Origin of the sequence: Cerasibacillus terrae (assembly GCF_008039555.1) — a bacterium.
Taxonomy (GTDB): domain Bacteria; phylum Bacillota; class Bacilli; order Bacillales; family Amphibacillaceae; genus Cerasibacillus; species Cerasibacillus terrae.
Map to the genome: position 1 here is coordinate 251,981 of NZ_VDUW01000001.1, position 19,732 is coordinate 271,712.

Sequence of the window (19,732 nt, forward strand, 5' to 3'; positions counted from 1 at the left end):
TGACAAAAAGAATATAAATATATATATTAGTGAAGATTTCAATCTACAAATAGAAAACTAAAAAATAAGTCCATTAAGATAAAATGATGTACATGGTTAGGTATTTGTTTTATTTTTAGGAGGAAATAATATGTCAGATTATCTTGTAATTGTTGAATCTCCAGCAAAAGCTAAAACAATTGAACGTTATTTAGGAAAAAAATATACTGTGAAAGCGTCCATGGGGCATGTTCGTGATTTACCAAAAAGCCAAATGGCTGTTGATGCAGAAAATAATTATAAACCGAAATATATTACAATCCGTGGCAAAGGTAGTATTTTAAAGGAATTGAAGTCATCAGCAAAAAAAGCTAAAAAAGTCTATCTTGCAGCCGACCCTGATAGAGAAGGGGAAGCAATTGCGTGGCATCTTGCTTACGCACTAAATATTGATGAGAATTCGGATTGTCGTGTAGTATTTAATGAAATTACGAAAGATGCGATTAAAGAATCATTTAAACACCCGCGCTCAATCAATATGGATTTAGTTGACGCACAACAAGCTAGGAGGATACTTGACCGTTTAGTTGGATATAACATAAGTCCAATACTTTGGAAAAAAGTAAAAAAAGGTTTAAGTGCAGGAAGAGTTCAATCTGTAGCATTAAAAATGATTATTGAACGAGAAAATGAAATAAAGAATTTTAAGCCAGAGGAATACTGGTCCATTACTGCTAATTTTGAAAAAGACAAAGAAGTATTTGAAGGAACATTTTATGGTGTTAATGGTAAAAAGACAAAACTAAATACTGAAGAAGATGTAAAAAAAATATTAAATCAACTTACAAAACAGTTTACTGTTGACAAAGTTAATAAACGAGAACGTCGTCGCAATCCTGCTAAAGCGTTTACGACATCTTCATTACAACAAGAAGCTGCCCGTAAATTAAACTTTCGAGCAAAGAAAACAATGATGGTTGCACAACAATTATATGAAGGAATTGATTTAGGTAAAAAAGCAGGTGGAATTACCGGATTAATCACATATATGCGTACAGACTCAACTAGGATTTCTGATGTTGCCAAAAATGAAACAGCGGAATATATTAAAGAGAAATTTGGAACCTCATTTTTAGGTACAAACCGAAAAAAGACTCAACAAAAAGGTGCTCAAGACGCACACGAGGCAATCCGCCCAACTTCTATTAGAAGAGACCCTGCAAGTTTGAAAAGCATTCTGTCACGGGACCAATATAGACTTTATAAATTAATTTGGGAAAGATTCTTAGCAAGCTTAATGGCACCTGCCGTCATGGATACAATGACTGTTCATTTAATGAACAATGATGTGGAATTTCGAGCAACCGGTTCGAAAATTAAATTTCAAGGATTTATGAAAGTGTACATTGAAGGAAATGATGATAATAAAAAAGTCGAGAATAAATTATTACCAGATTTAGAAAAAGACATGGTCATCGACGCTAAAGACATTACTCCAAACCAACATTTTACACAGCCACCACCTAGGTACACGGAAGCAAGGCTCGTTAAAACAATGGAAGAGAAAGGGATTGGAAGACCATCTACTTATGCTCCGACTTTAGACACCATTCAAAGACGTGGCTATGTAACAATAGATCAAAAACGATTTATTCCTACAGAACTTGGTACCATTGTTGTTGACTTATTGAAGGAATTCTTCCCGGAAATTATTGATGTAGATTTTACCGTTAAGATGGAGAATGACCTTGATTCCATTGAAGAAGGTAAAAATAATTGGGTTGAAATCATTGATGATTTTTATCAAGATTTTGAAAAACGTTTAGATGTAGCAGAAAAAGAGATGGAAAAAATTGAAATAAAAGATGAACCTGCTGGTATTGATTGTGAAAAATGCGGTCATGAAATGGTTTACAAAATGGGGAGATATGGAAAATTCATAGCATGTTCCAATTTTCCGGATTGTCGTAATACAAAACCAATACTTAAGAAAATCGGTGTAACATGTCCGAAATGTAAAAAAGGAGATGTCGTTGAACGACGTTCCAAAAAGCGAAGACTATTTTATGGTTGTGATCAATATCCAGAATGTGATTTCGTTTCTTGGGATAAACCAATATCAAGGCCATGTCCAAAATGTGAATCATTATTAGTAGAAAAAAGAACGAAAAAAGAAACACGTATTCAATGTACAGAATGTGAATATAAGGAAAATACACAAGCGTAATGAAAGTCGCCTATATCAGGCGGCTTTTTGCTGTGAAGTAATGAGAAAGTGTTTCTTAATAGGTTTAAATTATAGATAAAGTGTGAATAAATATAATCAGACAATAAACTCTCTTTTAATAATTAATTGGTTTCAGTTGACTATTTATTTTGAAACAGTTATAATTTTTCATTGGTGCAAGGTGGAAACACTTGACACTTAGAACTGTTCGATTTCATGAGAAAATCAGAATTATTTTGGGCAAGGAGACCTGTTTCACTTGGAATAAGGGCAGGTTCTGAATTTTGTTACAATTATGTTAAATCTATTGCTTTGCAAATTAATATGTGATATTATTTAAATCGCTGTTCAAAGAGGTGAGAATTTGGTCAATTATCAATTATGTTGTAAGCAATTCATGGAATATTTGCAAATAGAGAAAAACGCATCTCCATATACCTTACGCTTCTATGAAGATGACTTAGATTCTTTTTTTTCATTTTTAAAAGAAGAGAATTTGCATGATTTACGTGACATCAATCAACATGATATTCGAATTTTTTTGACCAATTTATATAATAAAAAATTGAGCAGGAAAACAGTATCTAGGATGCTTTCATGTTTGCGAAGTTTTTATAGGTTTTTAGAAAGAGAAGCCATTGTTCCCGATAACCCATTTATTCATGTTTCCTTACCGAAGGAAGAAAAGCGAATTCCTAGTTTTTTGTATGAGGAAGAATTAGAGAAGTTATTTAAGGTTAGTGATTTAACTACGCCGTTAGGTCAACGTAACCAAGCGCTTCTTGAATTATTATATGCAACAGGAATTCGAGTTGGTGAATGTGTGAATCTTCATGTCGATGATATTGATTTTTCGATCGGGACTATTTTTGTTACTGGAAAAGGGAATAAAGAGCGTTATGTTCCGTTTGGTACATTTGCTGAAGAAGCTCTAAGAATGTATTTGCATGATGGAAGATTAAAGCTATTAGAAAAAACATCCATATCAACAGACTATTTATTTGTTAATGCGCGTGGGAGACCCTTAACAGATCGAGGAATGCGATTGATCTTAGACAAATTAGTAGAAAAAGCATCTTTAACTATTAATATTTACCCACATAAATTACGACATACATTTGCAACACATATGTTAAATGCAGGTGCCGATTTACGGACAGTTCAGGAATTGCTCGGACATGAAAATTTGTCAACAACACAAATCTATACGCATGTAACAAGGGATTATTTACGAAATGTTTATATGAACAGCCACCCAAGAGCAAATAAAACGAAGTAAGATTGAAAGGGTGATTTTAAGTGCTTGAAATGCATGCAACGACAATTTTTGCTATTCACCACAATGGAAATGCTGCAATGTGTGGTGATGGTCAAGTAACAATGGGAAATGCTGTTGTTATGAAACATACAGCAAAAAAGGTCCGGAAATTATTTAATGGGGAAGTATTAGCTGGATTTGCTGGCTCTGTAGCTGATGCATTTACATTATTTGAAAAATTTGAAGGTAAATTGGAAGCATATGATGGGAATTTATCTCGGGCCGCAGTAGAGTTAGCAAAAGAATGGCGTAGTGATAAAGTTCTTCGGAAATTGGAAGCAATGTTAATCGTGATGAATAAAAAAAATATGTTTTTAGTATCGGGAACTGGGGAAGTAATAGAACCAGATGACGGTATTCTCGCAATTGGCTCTGGTGGAAATTACGCTTTAAGTGCAGGTAGAGCATTATCACGTTATGCAGAACATCTACACGCAAAAGAAATTGCGGAAAAAGCGATGAAAATTGCCGGAGAAATATGCGTGTATACAAATGACCAGCTTACATTGGAAGTTCTCGATTCATAAGGAGGTCATGTGAAAATGGGAATGAATTATACTCCAAGACAAATCGTAGAACAACTTGACCGATACATCATTGGTCAAAACAATGCAAAAAAATCTGTTGCTGTTGCACTTCGTAATCGGTATCGTCGTACTAAATTGGATGATGACATGAGAGATGAGATTATCCCGAAAAATATTCTCATGATTGGTCCAACAGGTGTCGGTAAGACAGAGATTGCCCGAAGATTAGCGAAATTCATTTCTGCACCGTTTATTAAAGTAGAAGCGACTAAATTTACCGAAGTTGGTTATGTTGGTCGTGACGTGGAATCAATGGTTCGTGACCTAGTTGAAATGTCCATACGGATGGTAAAAGAAGAAAAACTAAGTGAAGTAAATGAGAAAGCAGAAGAAAAGGCAAATAAAAAACTTGTGACACTTCTTGTACCACAGGTGAAGAAACAAACACAAATGAAAAATCCATTTGAACTTTTATTTACGGGACAACAAGAAAATGAAGAAGAAAATGAAGATGTAACAGATACTCAAATAAAAACAAAAAGAAAACAAATTCAACAGATGTTAGCATTAGGTGAAATGGAAGATCATATTGTCACGATTGAAATTGAAGAAACACCACCATCCTTATTTGATATGCTGCAAGGTTCGGGTATGGAACAAATGGGGATGAATATGCAAGATACCTTTAGTAAATTTATGCCTAAACAAAAAAGAAAACGGAAACTGCCAGTATCAGAGGCTAGGAAAATTTTAACACATCAAGAAGCCCAGAGATTAATTGATATGGAGGAAGTTTCTCGAGACGCTATTCAGCGTGCTGAACAATCAGGCATTATCTTTGTTGATGAAATTGACAAGGTAGCAGGTAAAGAAGATAATTCACCAAATGTATCCCGTGAAGGTGTACAACGAGATATTTTACCAATTGTTGAAGGTTCTACGGTAATTACAAAGCATGGACCTGTGAAGACAAATCATATGTTATTTATTGCGGCCGGAGCATTCCATATGGCAAAACCTTCTGATTTAATTCCGGAATTACAAGGGAGATTTCCGATAAGGGTGGAGCTAGAGAAACTATCTGTGGAAGACTTTGAACGCATTTTGCGTGAACCATCAAATGCGCTTTTAAAACAATATGAGGCATTATTAAAAACAGAAGGTATAAATATTGTATTTAAAGACGACGCTATTGAAAGTATTGCGAAAATAGCATATCAGGTAAATCAAGATACAGATAACATTGGGGCTAGAAGACTTCATACAATTCTAGAAAAGCTGTTAGAAGACTTATTATTTGAAGCTCCAGACATTAATTTAGAGACAGTAGATGTTACATCACAATACGTTAACCAAAAACTAAGTACAATTGCAAAAAATAAAGATTTAAGCCAGTATATTTTATAATTTTTTAATAAGAGGATGGAGGAATATAAAATGGATTTATTAACACGTGCAAGAAAAATTAACTCAATGTTACAGAAGGTTACAGGGAAATCGGTAAACTTTAGCAATATGGCCGCTTTATTAAGAGATGTGATTAAAGGGAATGTGTTCATCGTATCAAGACGTGGTAAACTATTAGGATATGCTATTAATCAAGAAATTGAAAATGACAGAATGAAACAAATGTTGGAGGAAAGACGTTTTCCACAAGAGTACACAGAAAACTTATTCAATATCCATGAAACAACACCTAATCTAGATATTGATAGTTCATACACAGTATTTCCAATAGAAAATCGTGATTTATTTAAAGAAGGTCTTACAACAATTGTGCCAATTATTGGTGGTGGAGAGCGCTTAGGTACATTAATCTTAGGTAGCTTAACAGAAGAATTTAACGATGATGACTTACTTTTAGCAGAATATGGTGCTACAGTAGTAGGAATGGAAATTTTACATGAGAAAACAGAAGAGATTGAAATGGAAGCACGTAGTAAAGCAGTCGTTCAAATGGCGATTAGCTCATTATCATACAGTGAGCTTGAAGCAATTGATCATATTTTCGAAGAGTTAAACGGAAAAGAAGGGCTGCTTGTTGCAAGTAAGATAGCTGACCGTGTAGGAATTACTCGTTCTGTTATTGTGAATGCATTGAGAAAACTAGAGAGTGCAGGTGTCATTGAGTCCCGTTCACTTGGTATGAAAGGAACATATATTAAGGTATTAAATGACAAGTTCTTAGTAGAATTAGACAAATTACGCTCTAGATAAGTTGAAAAAAAGGCCGATATTTGTGTCGGTCTTTTTTTATTGGCTTTTTATACCACTCTAATCGATGTTAAGAATGAATGTACTTGTAATTTTGATTCCAAATAATTAATGATTATAAAAACACAAATATAATTTATTCCCGGGAGATTATATAGAATAGGACTTTTTACTTAATTATGATACACATTGTTATAATTTAGTCATAAATTAATATGATTTCTCTGTACTTTCCCTATATAATAAGGGAAGAAGGATAACTATTTTAAATAATAATGCATAACTAGTGATAAGTAATTAGTTCTAAAAGACTATTCATATATGTGTATTAAAAAAATACTTAATTGAACTAGACTTTATTCCTATTTTTGCCTACAATAGACAAGGAATATAGTTTTTTTATATCCAATATTGTCTTTTTTTTGAAAAAAATAAAAAAAATGAGTCTTAAATCATAGGAAGAAAGAGGTATTTACATAATGAGTATTTTTGGTAATACATTTCAGACACTAGAATATGCGCTAGATTTTTCTTCTAAAAGAAATAAGTTAATTTCAACGAATATTGCTAATGTTGATACCCCGAATTATAAAAGAAAAGATACTTCATTTAATGAAATATTAAATGAAAAATTAGGCCAATCATTCCAAGCTAAACAAACTCATGTGAAACATATCCCTTTCCAAAATCAATCATATACATATAAGAACTTCATTCAAAACAATCTACAATATAATCATAATGGAAATAACGTTGATATGGATAAAGAGATGGCGCAATTAGCAAAGAATCAAATTTATTATCAAAGTTTAGTAGATCGTTTGAACGGGAAATTTCATGATATCCAAACAGTTATTAGGGGAGGAAGATAATCATGTCGATCTTTAGTAGTTTTAATGCAAGTGCAAGTGGATTAACTGCACAGAGACTACGTATGGATATCGTATCGGGTAATTTAGCTAACAGTCATACAACAAGAGCGACGATGAATGAAAATGGAGAATTTGAACCGTATCGCCGAAAAATGGTTACATTAGCACCGACAAAAAATTCATTTAAAACATATTTAGATAAAGCAACAAATCATTCTAAAAACCATGCACAAGGAGTCCGAGTGAAAGAAATAACGGATGATGGACAACCATTCAAATTAGCTTATAATCCGTCACATCCTGATGCAAATGCGGATGGCTATGTACAGATGCCTAATGTTGATCCTTTAAAGGAAATGGTAGATTTAATGAGTGCAACCCGATCATACGAAGCAAATATAACTGCTTTAAATGCAAGTAAGAGCATGTTAATGAAAACGTTAGAAATTGGAAAATAGATAGGAGAAACAAAAATGACATATTCTTTAAATCATATACAGCCATCTATTGCTCCTATCCGTGAAAACCAACAACAGGTACAAGCGAAGGAGAATGCAAATAAAGATTTTTCATCTATATTAAAAAAATCAATAGATAAGGTCAATGAATCTCAGCTTCATTCAAACGAAAAAACAAAAGCATTGGCAAATGGAAAAATTGATCATTTACATGACGTCATGATTACAGCTCAAAAGGCTAGTATCACATTGGAAACAACTGTCCAAATCCAGCGGAAAGTTATCGATGCTTATAATGAAATAATGAGAATGCAAGTATGATTAATAAATAGTTTATAAATAAACTAACAATATATAACTTAAAACATATTTTAATACGATACATTTTACATAATTTGCTCATAATGTTTTTTAGTTTGGCGGGGGTTTGGATTGTATGAAAGAAAAGATAATGAACTATTTAAATAAGTCCAAAACATATTGGAAAGAACGTACGAAGTTGCAAAAAGGGATATATATTGGTTCTGTTATTGGGATATTAGCATTAGTAGTAATTATTTCTTTATTAGCTACAAAAACAAATTTCACTCCATTATATAATGATTTATCGATGCAAGAAGCAAATCAAATTAAAACAGAACTAGATGCACAAGGTATTCCTTATGAAATAGAAGATGGAGGAACAACAATTAATGTTCCAGAAGAGAAAAAAGATAGTTTGCTTATAGAACTTGCAGGGCAAGGCATTCCAAACAGTGGAAATATTGATTATTCCTTTTTCTCAGAGAATACATCTTGGGGAGTTACGGATAATGAATTTAATATGATGAAATTGGATGCTATGCAAACAGAGTTAGCAAATCTGATAAAAGGAATTGATGGAATTAAAGATGCCCAAGTGATGATCAATATTCCAGAGGAGCCTGTATTTGTTAGTGAGCAAGCAGAATCTGCAAGTGCTTCAATTGTTTTACATACGGATCCAGGATACAAATTTCAAGGGAATCAAATTAATGCATTGTACACACTTGTGTCTAAAGCAGTACCGAATTTACCAGCAGATAATATCGCGATCATGAATCAATACTTCGAATACTTCGATAAAGATGAATTAATGAATAGTCCTGGACAGAATAATGATTATACATATCAACAAACCGTGAAAAAAGACATCGAACGTGATTTGCAAAAAAGAGTTCAACAAATGCTAGGGACAATTGTTGGTCAAGAAAATGTCATTGTTTCTGTTACAACGGATATCGATTTTACAAAAGAAAACCGTGTTGAAGAGATTGTTGAACCTGTCGATGAACAAAACATGGAAGGGGTACCTGTTAGTGTTGAGAAAATCCAGGAGTCATACACCGGAGGACCAGATGAAGTTGGTGGTGTTGCGGGTACGGGAGATGAAGATATTGCAGGGTATCAAGGAACAGATGAAAGTGAAAATGGAGATTATGAGCTTGTAAAGGAAACAATTAACTCAGAATATAATCGAATAAAAAAGGAGATTGTTGAAAGTCCGTATAAAATACGTGATTTAGGAATTCAGGTTGCGGTTAATAATGTTAAAAATAAAAATGATAATGAAATAGAATATTTAACACAACAAGATCAAGAAATTGTTGAACAAGGAATGATGTCTATTCTGAATTCCATTGTAACTACAACAGTTGACAAATCATATGAAGAAGAATTGGAAGAAAGTTTAGACCAGAATAGTATTTCAGTTACTTTTCAAGAATTTACAGATCGTTCACCTCAAGTAGACGTTAAGCCAACTAAAATTCCTGTTTGGGCATATATTGTTGGTGGTATTTTGGTAGTTTTACTTATTGTTCTATTTATCTTGTTAATACGTCGGAGAAACGTTGTAGAAGAAGAATCAGAAATTATTGAAGAAGAAACGCCTTTCATAACAGAACAAAAGGTTGATCCTATTAAAGTAGACCAGGATTCCGAACAAATGATGCAAGAAAAGCAATTGGAGAAAATGGCAAAAGATAAACCAGATGAATTTGCTAAATTACTCAGAAGTTGGATTGGAGACGAATAGGGGGGATATGTCATGGCAAGAAAAGTAGGTCAATTAACAGGTCGTCAAAAAGCAGCAATTTTATTAATATCCCTCGGTCCTGATGTTTCTGCTCAAATTTATAAATATTTGACAGAAGAGGAAATAGAAAAATTAAGCTTAGAAATATCGTCCGTAAAAAAAGTAGATTCTGACGTAAAAGAAGAGATCATTAGCCAGTTCCATCAAATTGTACAAGCGCAAAACTATATTTCGCAAGGTGGAATCGGCTATGCTAAAACAGTTTTAGAGAAAGCATTCGGTAAACAGGAAGCATCGAATATTATTAACCGATTAACTTCTTCCTTACAAGTACGTCCATTTGATTTCGCTAGAAAAGCTGAACCACAACAATTATTGAATTTCATACAAAATGAACATCCGCAAACAATAGCCCTTGTATTATCTTATTTAGATGCAGAGCAAGCTGGACAAATATTATCGGAATTACCTCAAGAAATGCAAGCAAATATTGCTAAGCGTATTGCAACAATGGATTCAACATCACCTGAAATTATTAGTGAGGTAGAAAATATATTGGAAAGAAACATTTCATCATCTTTCACAGATAATTATACTCAGACAGGTGGCATTCAAGCAGTTGTAGAAGTGCTAAATGGTGTGGATCGTAGTACGGAACGAACAATACTAGATTCTTTAGAAATACATGATCCAGAATTGGCTGAGGAAATTAAGAAACGTATGTTTGTATTTGAGGATATTGTCATTCTAGATAACCGTGCAATCCAGCGCGTAATCAGAGAAGTAAATAATGAAGACTTACAGCTAGCATTGAAAGTATCAAGCGAAGAGGTTAAAGAACTTGTATTTAAAAATATGTCGCAAAGAATGGCTGAGACATACAAGGAAGAAATGGAGTTTATGGGGCCTGTTAGATTGCGTGATGTAGAAGAAGCACAAACCAGAATTGTCTCGATTATTCGCCGTCTAGAAGAAGTTGGCGAGATCATTATTGCTCGTGGTGGAGGAGACGATATCATTGTCTAATAGATTCTTGCAACCTAACAAGCTTATTAAAATAAAACCAATTAACCATTCACAATCAAGCTCAAATGTAGAATTTAAAGATAAAATAAAAAATCTTCAAAACCAAATACAGGAAGAAACAACACAATTGGCTAAGTTGAAAAATCAAAAAGAACAATTACTTGCTGAAACAAAACAAGCTATTGAAGAAGAAAAAGAACAATGGAAAGCTGAAAAAGAATTACTGGAAAGAGAAATACGAAAAAAAGGTTATGAAGAAGGATTTACGCTTGGTGAAGAGGCTGGTTTTGCTGAATACAAAGATGCACTTCAAAAAGTAAATGAAATTAGTGAACAAGCTATTCAAGATTATCATTCGACATTAGAAAATAGTACATCTGAAATTTTACAAATAGCTGTCCATGTAGCTGAAAAAATAATGAAAAAAGAACTAGAAGAGAATGTCGCACTATGTCAATCTTTTATAAAAGAAGCAATTAAGAATCTAGAAAACAAAGAAAAACTTACTATTTATGTTTCAACAAAATTTTATGGACATTTGATTGAGCAAAAACAAGAATTTCTGCAAATTTTAGAAAATGAAACAACCTTATTAATAAAACTGAAAGAAGATTTACCACCATTTGGATGTTTATTAGAACATTCAACAGGAATGATTGATATAGGGATAGATAGTCAATTAAATGAGATTCGAGAAGTATTAGAAGAATTTGTGATGGAGTCCAAGCGATGAATGTAGATAAAGTAACTGCATTAATAGATAACACGAATACATACAAACACTATGGAAAAGTATTGCAGGTTGTAGGTTTAATGATAGAATCCTCAGGACCTGTAGCGAATATTGGAGAAGTTTGTTATATCCATACTAAAAATAAACAAGGTCCTCCTATTTTAGCAGAAGTTGTTGGCTTCAAGAAAGATAAAATTATTCTTATGCCTTATACAGAAGTAATGGAGATAGGTCCTGATTGTTTAGTAGAATCAACAGGAAAACCATTAACAATAAAGGTTGGCAGCGGTTTACTAGGAAAAGTCATTGACTCATTGGGGAATAATCTTGATTATTCCAAACTTCCAACAGGACTTCAGAATTATGTGACCGAACAAGCCCCACCTAATCCTATGACAAGACCCCCAATCGAAGAACCCATTCAAATTGGTGTAAAAGCAATTGATGGACTTCTTTCTGTTGGAAAAGGCCAACGGATTGGTCTTTTTGCTGGAAGTGGTGTAGGAAAGAGTACATTACTAGGGATGATAGCTAGGAATAGTAATGCGGATATTAATGTTATTGCATTGATTGGAGAACGTGGAAGAGAAGTGCGGGAGTTTATTGAAAAAGATTTAGGAAAACAAGGGCTTAAGAAATCAATTGTTGTTGTTGCTACTTCTGATCAACCAGCATTGATGCGCATAAAAGGAGCATATACAGCTACAGCAATTAGCGAATATTTTCGTGATCGTGGGTATCACGTTAACTTATTGATGGATTCCATTACAAGGGTTGCAATGGGGCAACGAGAAATTGGTCTTGCAGCAGGAGAACCCCCCACGACAAAAGGATATACACCATCCGTTTTTGCTAGTTTACCGAAACTTCTTGAACGAACGGGAGCGAGTGAACGTGGAACTATTACAGCATTTTATACTGTATTAGTTGATGGGGATGACATGAATGACCCCATTGCAGATGCTGTTCGAGGCATTTTGGATGGACATTTCATTATGGATCGTCAATTAGCAGAACGAGGCCATTATCCAGCAATTAATATTTTAAAATCAATTAGTCGTGTAATGAATCATATTGTAGACGAAAATCATCAAAAGCTAGCGTTACAGTTAAGGGAACTGATGGCTATTTATGAAGAAAACCGAGAATTAATACAAATAGGAGCCTATAAAAGAGGAACAAATCATAAGATTGACCAAGCAATTGCATATCAGCCGAAAATAGAGGCATTTTTAACACAAAACACCCATGAACATCATAATTTTAATGATTCATTACAAATGATGAAAGAGCTTTTAAATGGGAGGAATAATTGATGCCACAACAAACCTCATTATCAAAACTATTGATTTTAAGGGAAAGAGAGAAAGATGATGCTCAGAAGGCATATCATCTTTCTATGGAGACATTTGAAGATGTCGCAAGTAAGCTCTATAAGCTTTTAAAGAGAAAAGAAAATGTAGAAGAAGAACAGGATACCATATTACAAACAAAAATAACAATTGAACAACTACGTATACAGAATGCTTACATTGAAAAACTAACGAAGCAAATTGCGAAAATCCAGAACGAGGTACAAATTGCTAGGAATGATATGGAATTAAAACAGTCCCAGTTGACAGATGCTTATATCGAAATGAAAAAATATGAAAAGATCATTGAGCTTCAAGAAGAAGAAGAAAAGAAAAAAATCAAGCATAATGAAAATATGGCTATGGATGAAATTTCCATGCGCCAATACATAAGTACTAGGTGACAAATATGCGTAATCAAATGAAAAATAAAACAGAAAAGACAAATCCATTAATTTGGTTCATATTCGCTATTATCATTCCAATTATTGTTGCAGGGACGTTAGCAATTATTATTTTTTCTATAGCTGGGTTTGATACGCTTGGCTTTATGAAGTCGATTGGAAATAAGACACCAGTTATATCATCAATCATTTCATCTGATGAAGATAAAACGAATAAAAAAGAAGAATTAAACACGGAGGGAATAATCGATAAAGAAAATGAAAATGAAATGATTCAACAGTTACAAGAAGAAAACGAGAAACTACAAGCCCGGGTTAAAGAACTGGAAAAGGAAAACTTGAAAATAGAAAAAACACAAGAATCACTAGAAAATAAAGAGGATAAAAAAGAACCGGAAAATACAGAGGTACAACAATTTGTTGGTTCCTTTAAGGATATGGAACCTAATCAAGCTGCACAAATTATTAAAAATATGAATGAAAACACAGCTATTTCTATTTTAAAAGAAATGCCCAATAAAGTGCGTGGTGGAATTTTAGAAGCAATGGATGCAAAAACTGCTGCATCATTGACACAAAAATTACTTCACGAAAATTAAAATAGAATTTAAAAAATCCTATAAGAAGGGGGGAAACAAATATGCAAGAAATCCCGATAGCCGTTTCATATCAGTTTACAAAAAGTCATCAAGAATTAGAAAAAAATCCTTCATTTTCTTCTGGTGGAAACAAGGAATTCATGGATACTCTGTCACAAATTCAACAAGCCTTTGCCAATCGTGAAGAACAAGAGAAAAGATACCAACACGAAAATGAGGAGTTAGTAGGAACAGAACAGCATCCATTAGAAATGATTGATGAAGAAGTTAAAAATGAGACATCAATGACAAATATGATTAATGTTTCACAAATGATACCAGAATTTCTTCTAGCTGATACTAACATTAATAACAATACCACAGAACAAATGGTTTCAAAACAACTGTCAAAACAAACAAGCATATTAAGAACCTCTTTGAATAATAGAACGATTGATTTTAATTCAGAGATTGAGATGAAAATGGGGAGAATGGTAGAGAAGGTTTTGGACAAGATGGCAATAATAATGACAAACCAAAATCTGGAAAGGCATGGACCAGAATTATTACACGTATTACAAGAATGGTCAAGTTTTAAAAGATTTGACATTCCTTATCAAACAAGTTCAATTGCACTAACACCTGAACAGTCAAAGCAAATGAAATTGTGGCTTGAGCTTGTAAAGCGATATGAACAACGATCAGAATCAAATGTGAAAAATACATATCCTTTAGAATCGAAAGTTACAGCAAAAGAAATAGACAAATGGATTCGCAAGATAATAGGGGAACAATGGCCGGTAAAACAAACGGATTCTTATAAAAAAATGACTGATGTAATGACGGAGCATAGACAAGTAGGAAATAGCCCTAACCGAATTTATCAGACAATAAATTCATCAGTATCATTACCAATGTCAAAAGTGGAACAATTTGTTATTCATATAGATAAGAACCAAGGATGGCAATCTGTTGACATAGGAAAGCAGATGGCTGACAAGATTCAACTCGTAAAAAATCATCCATTTATAATGCAACCTACTGGAAGAGGCCAATTATCCTTTTCATTTCGCCCGGAACATTTAGGGGAAATGTTCCTCCGTTTTACACAAATTAACGGAGAGACTGCGGTAAAAATAATTGTTTCTACACAAACTGCACAACAAGCATTAGAGTCTAATATTCATCAATTAAAACATATGTTTTCACCTCATCAAGTTGTGATTGAAAGACAAGATTTCGGTTTATCTTCCACACAAGATTTACCACATAAAGAACAAGATGGCCATGAACACTCACAACAAGAAAAACAACAAGAACAAGATTCGAATGAACAAGCACATCATAGAGATGAGTTTGAAAAACAACTAGAACAATTTCTTTTAAATGAGAAAGTGTAGGTGTAATAAATGAATACAATCGATCCATCACTTTATCTACATAATCAACCAAAAGAGCGAACACCAAGTCCTGAATTGGGAAAAGATGAATTTTTGAAAATATTAATGACACAATTACAAAACCAAGACCCGTTAAATCCAATGGATGATAAACAATTTATTTCGCAGATGGCTACTTTTTCTTCATTAGAGCAAACGATGAATATGGCAAAATCAATTGACACACTTGTTCAAAGTCAATTAATTTCTCCTGTGATTCAATATAGCCATATGATTAATAAGGTAGTAACTTATCAAGAAATAGATGAACAAACTGGAAATGTCACTGAACAAAAATCTAGTAAGGTGACAGCTGTCAGTCAACAAGATGGTTGGGCAATTTTAGAATTGGCAAATGGTGAAAAAGTATATGCTGATGCAATTATAGAAGTGCGTAATAATGTGGAAGATAAAAAGGATATGAAGCAAGATGAAGCCTAAAATAAATTCTATGCAACAACATCAATTTTTACAAATGCCATCCTCTTCTATAAAGGAAAAAAGGAATACAAAGCAGGATTTTCACAAACTTTTACAAACAGAGCAATTAAAGATGAGTAAACATGCAGAACAAAGATTAAGAGAAAGAAATATTTCTATTAATAAGTCTCAATGGCAAAAAATTGCTGAGCAAATCGATAAGGCAAAACAAAAGGGAATTACGGATTCATTAGTCGTGTTAAATCGTGCAGCATTATTAGTTAATACTAAAAATAACACCATTGTTACAGCACTACAACGTGAAGAAGTATCAGAAAGAATCTTTTCTAATATTAATGGAACCATTTTAATTAATGAATAATATAGCTGGACCCAGATGGGAAGCTAAAAACTGTGAAATGATGGAAACAGTTTAAAACAAATTTAAAGGAGAATGGAATATGTTACGTTCAATGTATGCTGGAATTTCAGGAATGAAAAATTTTCAAACAAAACTAGATGTAATCGGAAATAATATAGCCAATGTAAATACGAGCGGTTTTAAAAAGGGTCGTATTACTTTTCAAGATATGATGAGTCAGACGGTATCAGGTGCCCAAGGGCCTACTGAAAATCGTGGTGGGGTGAATCCATCTCAAGTTGGTCTTGGATCTCAATTGGGATCAATTGATAATGTTCATACTCAAGGATTTCGTCAAACGACAAACCGTCCACTAGACTTTGCAATCGAAGGAGATGGAATGTTTGTTTTAAAAAGTGATGGTTCTAGCTATTACACTAGGGCAGGGAATTTTTACCTTGATGAAGACAGAAATATTGTAAACCCAGAAGGACACTATTTAATTGGAGTTGATGGTGGGGAAATAACACTTCCTGAAGGTTACAAAAGCTTTAGTATTCAATCCAATGGGACTGTGTCTATTGTTAATAAGGAAGGAAATCCCGAAGATGTAGGCCAAATAGCACTTGCTATGTTTTCAAATGCATCTGGTTTAGAAAAGGCTGGAAGTAATTTATATTTAGATAGTAATAATGCTGGCCTCATTAATGAACTTGAAATGCCGCAAGTAAATGGGGCAGGAGCAATCGTCAGTAATTCGCTTGAAATGTCCAACGTAGACCTAGCAGAAGAATTCACCGAAATGATTACAGCTCAACGTGGTTTTCAAGCAAATACAAGAATTATTACAACATCAGATGAAATTCTGCAGGAACTTGTGAATTTAAAACGATAAGAATGAGAAGGAGGTTGGGAGTGCATTCTGATGCACTCCCAACGTAACTATGATTATATTAACTCGTTTAAATAATGAGCGGTTTACATTGAATGCATTGATCGTGGAACAAATTCAATCATTTCCAGATACCACAATTACATTGATAAATGGGAAAAAGATTGTGGTGAAAGAATCTGAACAACAAGTTACTCAATTTATAACAGATTTTTATAAACAGATTGGCTTATTTCCGTTTGTTGAGCAGAAAGAAGGTAAATCTATTGAATAAAACGGTAAAAATCATACTCACTTCTTTTGTTAGTTTTGTATTTATTATCGCAGTAACTGCCATTATATTATTGTATATCATGGATAAAAAACAAAATGAAAATGAAGCATTGACTATAGAGGAAGTTGTAGAGTATTCCTATGAAACTCCTGAAATTACTACTGACTTAGCAGACGATACGTTTGTAAGAATTCAATTTCAAATTCTAACAGATGGAAAAAAGGCAAAAGAAGAATTAAAACAACGTGAATTTCAAATCAAAAATATTTTATTAAAAGAATTATCGATGATGAAAGAAGATAGTTTAAAAAAAAATCTAGGTGATCTAGAAAAATCGCTTAAAGACAAACTAGATGAAGTGATGGAAGAAGGTAAAGTGACAGACGTTTATACGATTAATAAAATCACACAGTAATACATAGGGAAAATATGTAAGAACACTTCATTTTGGAGGTGATTTTTTGGTTGATGAAGTATTATCACAAAGTGAAATTGATGCATTGTTATCTGCTTTATCTACAGGTGAAATGGATGCAGAGGAATTGAAGCAGGAAGAAGAAGATAAAAAGATACGTGTCTATGATTTTAAACGAGCATTACGGTTTTCAAAGGATCAAGTCCGTAGTATTGGGAGAATTCATGAAAATTATGCGCGTTTACTGACAACATTTTTTTCTGGCCAATTACGAACATACGTCAATATATCTGTTGCATCTGTTGACCAGATACCATATGAGGAATTCATTCGCTCAGTACCTAGAACAACCATTTTAAATGTATTTAGAATGGATCCGCTTGACGGAACATTAATAATGGAAATCAATCCAAATATTGCATATACCATGCTTGATCGACTATTAGGTGGACAGGGAAATACGGAATCAATAATGAATGAACTAACAGAAATTGAAACAGTGATCATGACACAATTATTTGAAAAAACAAGCCCAATTTTAAAAGAAGCATGGGCTTCACTAATTGATGTTGATCCTATTTTAGATGACTTTGAAAATAATCCTCAATTTTTACAAATGGTGTCACCTAACGAAACAGTGATTGTCGTTTCATTTAATACAACAATTGGTGATGTTAGTGGAATGATTAATATTTGTATCCCACATATGGTTTTAGAACCTATTATACCAAAGCTTTCCGTGCATTATCAGATGCAAACATCAACAATAAAAGGGGATTTAGAAGCAGTCAAAAAAATATCTAAAAACTTACAACAGTCATCTATTGAAATGAAGGCTATCTTAGGTGAAACAAGAATCAATATTAATCAATTTCTTCATTTAATGAAAGATGATTTTATTACACTCGATAAAACTGTTAATGATCCACTTTTATTACTGTTAAATGATGTACCGAAATTCAATGTCCAATTAGGTAAAGTGGGCAATCATGTATCTGTCCAGGTATTGGAAGAAATTAAAGGGGGAGTAGTGCACGATGAATGATGGAATGCTTTCTCAAGATGAGATTGATGCACTTCTAAACATAGGATTGGAAGACACAGATATAATGGCTAAACCAGAAGTTGACTTGACAAGTATTGAAAAAGATACCATAGGAGAGATTGGGAATATTTCTTTTGGTAGTTCTGCAACAACGCTTTCCACATTGTTAAATCAAAAAGTGGAAATTACAACACCAGAAATTTTAATTATGAATCAATCTGAAATTGACGCAGAATTTGATTTCGAACACGTTTGTGTCAAGGTACATTATGTTGAGGGTTTTTCAGGTGAAAATATATTTATTATTAAAACAGAAGATGCAGCAATAATCTCAGATATTATGTTAGGTGGCGATGGAACCCACGTAAGCACTGAATTAAATGAAATCCATTTAAGTGCCATACAAGAAGCAATGAATCAAATGATGGGCACAGCTGCGACAAGTATGTCAACTGTATTTAATAAAAAAATAGATATATCACCACCCAATATTGCAACAAAGACAATGGAAGAACTTCAAGAGTCCCACTCCTTAGGAAATACAGAGACATTTGTAAAAGTGTCTTTCCAATTAAAGGTTGGTGAATTAATAGACTCAAATATTATGCAAGTAATGCCAGTCCCTTTTGCTAAAGATATGGCGAATGAATTACTACAACTCTCGGAACCTGATAATGGGGAAGAAGTGGATACAATAGAACAATCCAAGAAAAAACCTGATGTTCTAGAAACACCAGTAGAAAAGGAAATGCATATTTTTTCGAATTCAGATGAAGAAGAACCAGGGCAATTTATTGGTAAATCTATTGATAAGGAAGCACCCGTTCAGAAGGCTGTTCTTTCAGAATTCCCCAGAGTAGAGATAAATCAACAAACACAAAGGAATTTAGACATGCTTTTGGATATTCCTTTAAAAGTGACTGTAGAATTAGGTCGTACAAGACGAACAGTAAAAGATATTTTAAATTTAACGACTGGATCTATCGTTGAATTAGATAAACTCGCAGGAGAACCGGTTGATGTTTTAGTAAATGAAAAATTAATTGCTAAAGGGGAAGTCGTTGTTATTGATGAGAATTTTGGAGTTCGAATAACTGATATATTAAATCAAACCGATCGTTTAATGAATTTAAAATAGACTA

22 protein-coding genes are annotated in these 19,732 nt (G+C 33.3%); all 22 read left to right on the forward strand.

The genetic code is table 11. The features are described from left to right. Positions 1–130: 130 nt before the first annotated feature. Positions 131–2,206, forward strand: a complete 2,076-nt coding sequence (topA, locus tag FHP05_RS01245; protein ID WP_147665307.1) for a type I DNA topoisomerase — start codon at positions 131–133, stop codon at positions 2,204–2,206. A gap of 397 nt (positions 2,207–2,603) precedes the next feature. Further along, positions 2,604–3,485, forward strand: a complete 882-nt coding sequence (xerC, locus tag FHP05_RS01250; RefSeq protein ID WP_147665850.1) for a tyrosine recombinase XerC — start codon at positions 2,604–2,606, stop codon at positions 3,483–3,485. Positions 3,486–3,514: 29 nt separating this feature from the next. Continuing rightward, a complete protein-coding gene (hslV, locus tag FHP05_RS01255) occupies positions 3,515–4,051 on the forward strand; it encodes an ATP-dependent protease subunit HslV (protein WP_330998070.1) in 537 nt (178 codons plus the stop codon). 15 nt (positions 4,052–4,066) lie between these two features. Further along, positions 4,067–5,458 carry an ATP-dependent protease ATPase subunit HslU gene (gene hslU, locus FHP05_RS01260; RefSeq protein ID WP_147665310.1) on the forward strand — a complete coding sequence of 464 codons (1,392 nt, stop codon included), beginning with the start codon at positions 4,067–4,069 and terminating at the stop codon, positions 5,456–5,458. Between the two features lie 30 nt (positions 5,459–5,488). Beyond that, positions 5,489–6,268, forward strand: a complete 780-nt coding sequence (gene codY / locus FHP05_RS01265; RefSeq protein ID WP_147665312.1) for a GTP-sensing pleiotropic transcriptional regulator CodY — start codon at positions 5,489–5,491, stop codon at positions 6,266–6,268. Positions 6,269–6,744: 476 nt separating this feature from the next. Beyond that, positions 6,745–7,137 carry a flagellar basal body rod protein FlgB gene (gene flgB / locus FHP05_RS01270; protein ID WP_147665315.1) on the forward strand — a complete coding sequence of 131 codons (393 nt, stop codon included), beginning with the start codon at positions 6,745–6,747 and terminating at the stop codon, positions 7,135–7,137. Between the two features lie 2 nt (positions 7,138–7,139). After that, positions 7,140–7,595, forward strand: coding sequence for a flagellar basal body rod protein FlgC (gene flgC / locus FHP05_RS01275; protein WP_147665318.1), 456 nt, complete (start codon positions 7,140–7,142; stop codon positions 7,593–7,595). A 15-nt stretch (positions 7,596–7,610) separates the two neighbouring features. Beyond that, a complete protein-coding gene (gene fliE / locus FHP05_RS01280; protein WP_147665321.1) occupies positions 7,611–7,916 on the forward strand; it encodes a flagellar hook-basal body complex protein FliE in 306 nt (101 codons plus the stop codon). 115 nt (positions 7,917–8,031) lie between these two features. After that, positions 8,032–9,651: a flagellar basal-body MS-ring/collar protein FliF gene (gene fliF, locus FHP05_RS01285; protein WP_147665324.1), complete on the forward strand. Its 1,620-nt coding sequence runs from the start codon at positions 8,032–8,034 to the stop codon at positions 9,649–9,651. 12 nt (positions 9,652–9,663) lie between these two features. Next, positions 9,664–10,677: a flagellar motor switch protein FliG gene (fliG, locus tag FHP05_RS01290; protein WP_147665326.1), complete on the forward strand. Its 1,014-nt coding sequence runs from the start codon at positions 9,664–9,666 to the stop codon at positions 10,675–10,677. Continuing rightward, complete coding sequence (gene fliH, locus FHP05_RS01295; RefSeq protein ID WP_191126195.1) at positions 10,670–11,410, forward strand: flagellar assembly protein FliH; 741 nt, start codon at positions 10,670–10,672, stop codon at positions 11,408–11,410. Before fliG ends, fliH begins: the two co-directional genes overlap by 8 nt. Beyond that, the gene (gene fliI, locus FHP05_RS01300; protein ID WP_147665331.1) at positions 11,407–12,726 is read left to right on the forward strand and encodes a flagellar protein export ATPase FliI; all 1,320 of its coding nucleotides are present in this window, start codon (positions 11,407–11,409) and stop codon (positions 12,724–12,726) included. The genes fliH and fliI overlap by 4 nt, the downstream gene beginning before the upstream one ends. Then, a complete protein-coding gene (fliJ, locus tag FHP05_RS01305; RefSeq protein WP_147665333.1) occupies positions 12,726–13,166 on the forward strand; it encodes a flagellar export protein FliJ in 441 nt (146 codons plus the stop codon). Before fliI ends, fliJ begins: the two co-directional genes overlap by 1 nt. Before the next feature lie 5 nt (positions 13,167–13,171). Beyond that, complete coding sequence (locus FHP05_RS01310; RefSeq protein ID WP_147665335.1) at positions 13,172–13,765, forward strand: MotE family protein; 594 nt, start codon at positions 13,172–13,174, stop codon at positions 13,763–13,765. Positions 13,766–13,806: 41 nt separating this feature from the next. After that, complete coding sequence (locus FHP05_RS01315) at positions 13,807–15,144, forward strand: flagellar hook-length control protein FliK (protein WP_147665336.1); 1,338 nt, start codon at positions 13,807–13,809, stop codon at positions 15,142–15,144. Positions 15,145–15,153: 9 nt separating this feature from the next. Further along, on the forward strand, positions 15,154–15,624 hold the full coding sequence (gene flgD, locus FHP05_RS01320) for a flagellar hook assembly protein FlgD (protein ID WP_147665338.1): 471 nt from the start codon (positions 15,154–15,156) through the stop codon (positions 15,622–15,624). Beyond that, positions 15,614–15,985, forward strand: coding sequence for a TIGR02530 family flagellar biosynthesis protein (locus FHP05_RS01325; protein ID WP_147665339.1), 372 nt, complete (start codon positions 15,614–15,616; stop codon positions 15,983–15,985). The genes flgD and FHP05_RS01325 overlap by 11 nt, the downstream gene beginning before the upstream one ends. A 79-nt stretch (positions 15,986–16,064) precedes the next feature. After that, on the forward strand, positions 16,065–16,859 hold the full coding sequence (gene flgG / locus FHP05_RS01330) for a flagellar basal body rod protein FlgG (RefSeq protein ID WP_147665341.1): 795 nt from the start codon (positions 16,065–16,067) through the stop codon (positions 16,857–16,859). A 49-nt stretch (positions 16,860–16,908) separates the two neighbouring features. After that, on the forward strand, positions 16,909–17,130 hold the full coding sequence (locus tag FHP05_RS01335) for a flagellar FlbD family protein (protein WP_147665343.1): 222 nt from the start codon (positions 16,909–16,911) through the stop codon (positions 17,128–17,130). Next, a complete protein-coding gene (locus FHP05_RS01340) occupies positions 17,123–17,545 on the forward strand; it encodes a flagellar basal body-associated FliL family protein (protein ID WP_147665345.1) in 423 nt (140 codons plus the stop codon). The genes FHP05_RS01335 and FHP05_RS01340 overlap by 8 nt, the downstream gene beginning before the upstream one ends. A 46-nt stretch (positions 17,546–17,591) precedes the next feature. Beyond that, positions 17,592–18,590, forward strand: coding sequence for a flagellar motor switch protein FliM (fliM, locus tag FHP05_RS01345; RefSeq protein ID WP_147665347.1), 999 nt, complete (start codon positions 17,592–17,594; stop codon positions 18,588–18,590). Beyond that, positions 18,583–19,728, forward strand: coding sequence for a flagellar motor switch phosphatase FliY (gene fliY / locus FHP05_RS01350; protein ID WP_147665349.1), 1,146 nt, complete (start codon positions 18,583–18,585; stop codon positions 19,726–19,728). Before fliM ends, fliY begins: the two co-directional genes overlap by 8 nt. Positions 19,729–19,732: the final 4 nt, after the last annotated feature.

Coding starts and splice junctions, on each gene's coding strand:
- topA (WP_147665307.1), top strand. CDS start 131: ATGTCAGATTATCTTGTAATTGTTGAATCTCCAGCAAAAGCTAAAACA.
- xerC (WP_147665850.1), top strand. CDS start 2,604: ATGGAATATTTGCAAATAGAGAAAAACGCATCTCCATATACCTTACGC.
- hslV (WP_330998070.1), top strand. CDS start 3,515: ATGCATGCAACGACAATTTTTGCTATTCACCACAATGGAAATGCTGCA.
- hslU (WP_147665310.1), top strand. CDS start 4,067: ATGGGAATGAATTATACTCCAAGACAAATCGTAGAACAACTTGACCGA.
- codY (WP_147665312.1), top strand. CDS start 5,489: ATGGATTTATTAACACGTGCAAGAAAAATTAACTCAATGTTACAGAAG.
- flgB (WP_147665315.1), top strand. CDS start 6,745: ATGAGTATTTTTGGTAATACATTTCAGACACTAGAATATGCGCTAGAT.
- flgC (WP_147665318.1), top strand. CDS start 7,140: ATGTCGATCTTTAGTAGTTTTAATGCAAGTGCAAGTGGATTAACTGCA.
- fliE (WP_147665321.1), top strand. CDS start 7,611: ATGACATATTCTTTAAATCATATACAGCCATCTATTGCTCCTATCCGT.
- fliF (WP_147665324.1), top strand. CDS start 8,032: ATGAAAGAAAAGATAATGAACTATTTAAATAAGTCCAAAACATATTGG.
- fliG (WP_147665326.1), top strand. CDS start 9,664: ATGGCAAGAAAAGTAGGTCAATTAACAGGTCGTCAAAAAGCAGCAATT.
- fliI (WP_147665331.1), top strand. CDS start 11,407: ATGAATGTAGATAAAGTAACTGCATTAATAGATAACACGAATACATAC.
- fliJ (WP_147665333.1), top strand. CDS start 12,726: ATGCCACAACAAACCTCATTATCAAAACTATTGATTTTAAGGGAAAGA.
- FHP05_RS01310 (WP_147665335.1), top strand. CDS start 13,172: ATGCGTAATCAAATGAAAAATAAAACAGAAAAGACAAATCCATTAATT.
- FHP05_RS01315 (WP_147665336.1), top strand. CDS start 13,807: ATGCAAGAAATCCCGATAGCCGTTTCATATCAGTTTACAAAAAGTCAT.
- flgD (WP_147665338.1), top strand. CDS start 15,154: ATGAATACAATCGATCCATCACTTTATCTACATAATCAACCAAAAGAG.
- FHP05_RS01325 (WP_147665339.1), top strand. CDS start 15,614: ATGAAGCCTAAAATAAATTCTATGCAACAACATCAATTTTTACAAATG.
- flgG (WP_147665341.1), top strand. CDS start 16,065: ATGTTACGTTCAATGTATGCTGGAATTTCAGGAATGAAAAATTTTCAA.
- FHP05_RS01335 (WP_147665343.1), top strand. CDS start 16,909: ATGATTATATTAACTCGTTTAAATAATGAGCGGTTTACATTGAATGCA.
- fliY (WP_147665349.1), top strand. CDS start 18,583: ATGAATGATGGAATGCTTTCTCAAGATGAGATTGATGCACTTCTAAAC.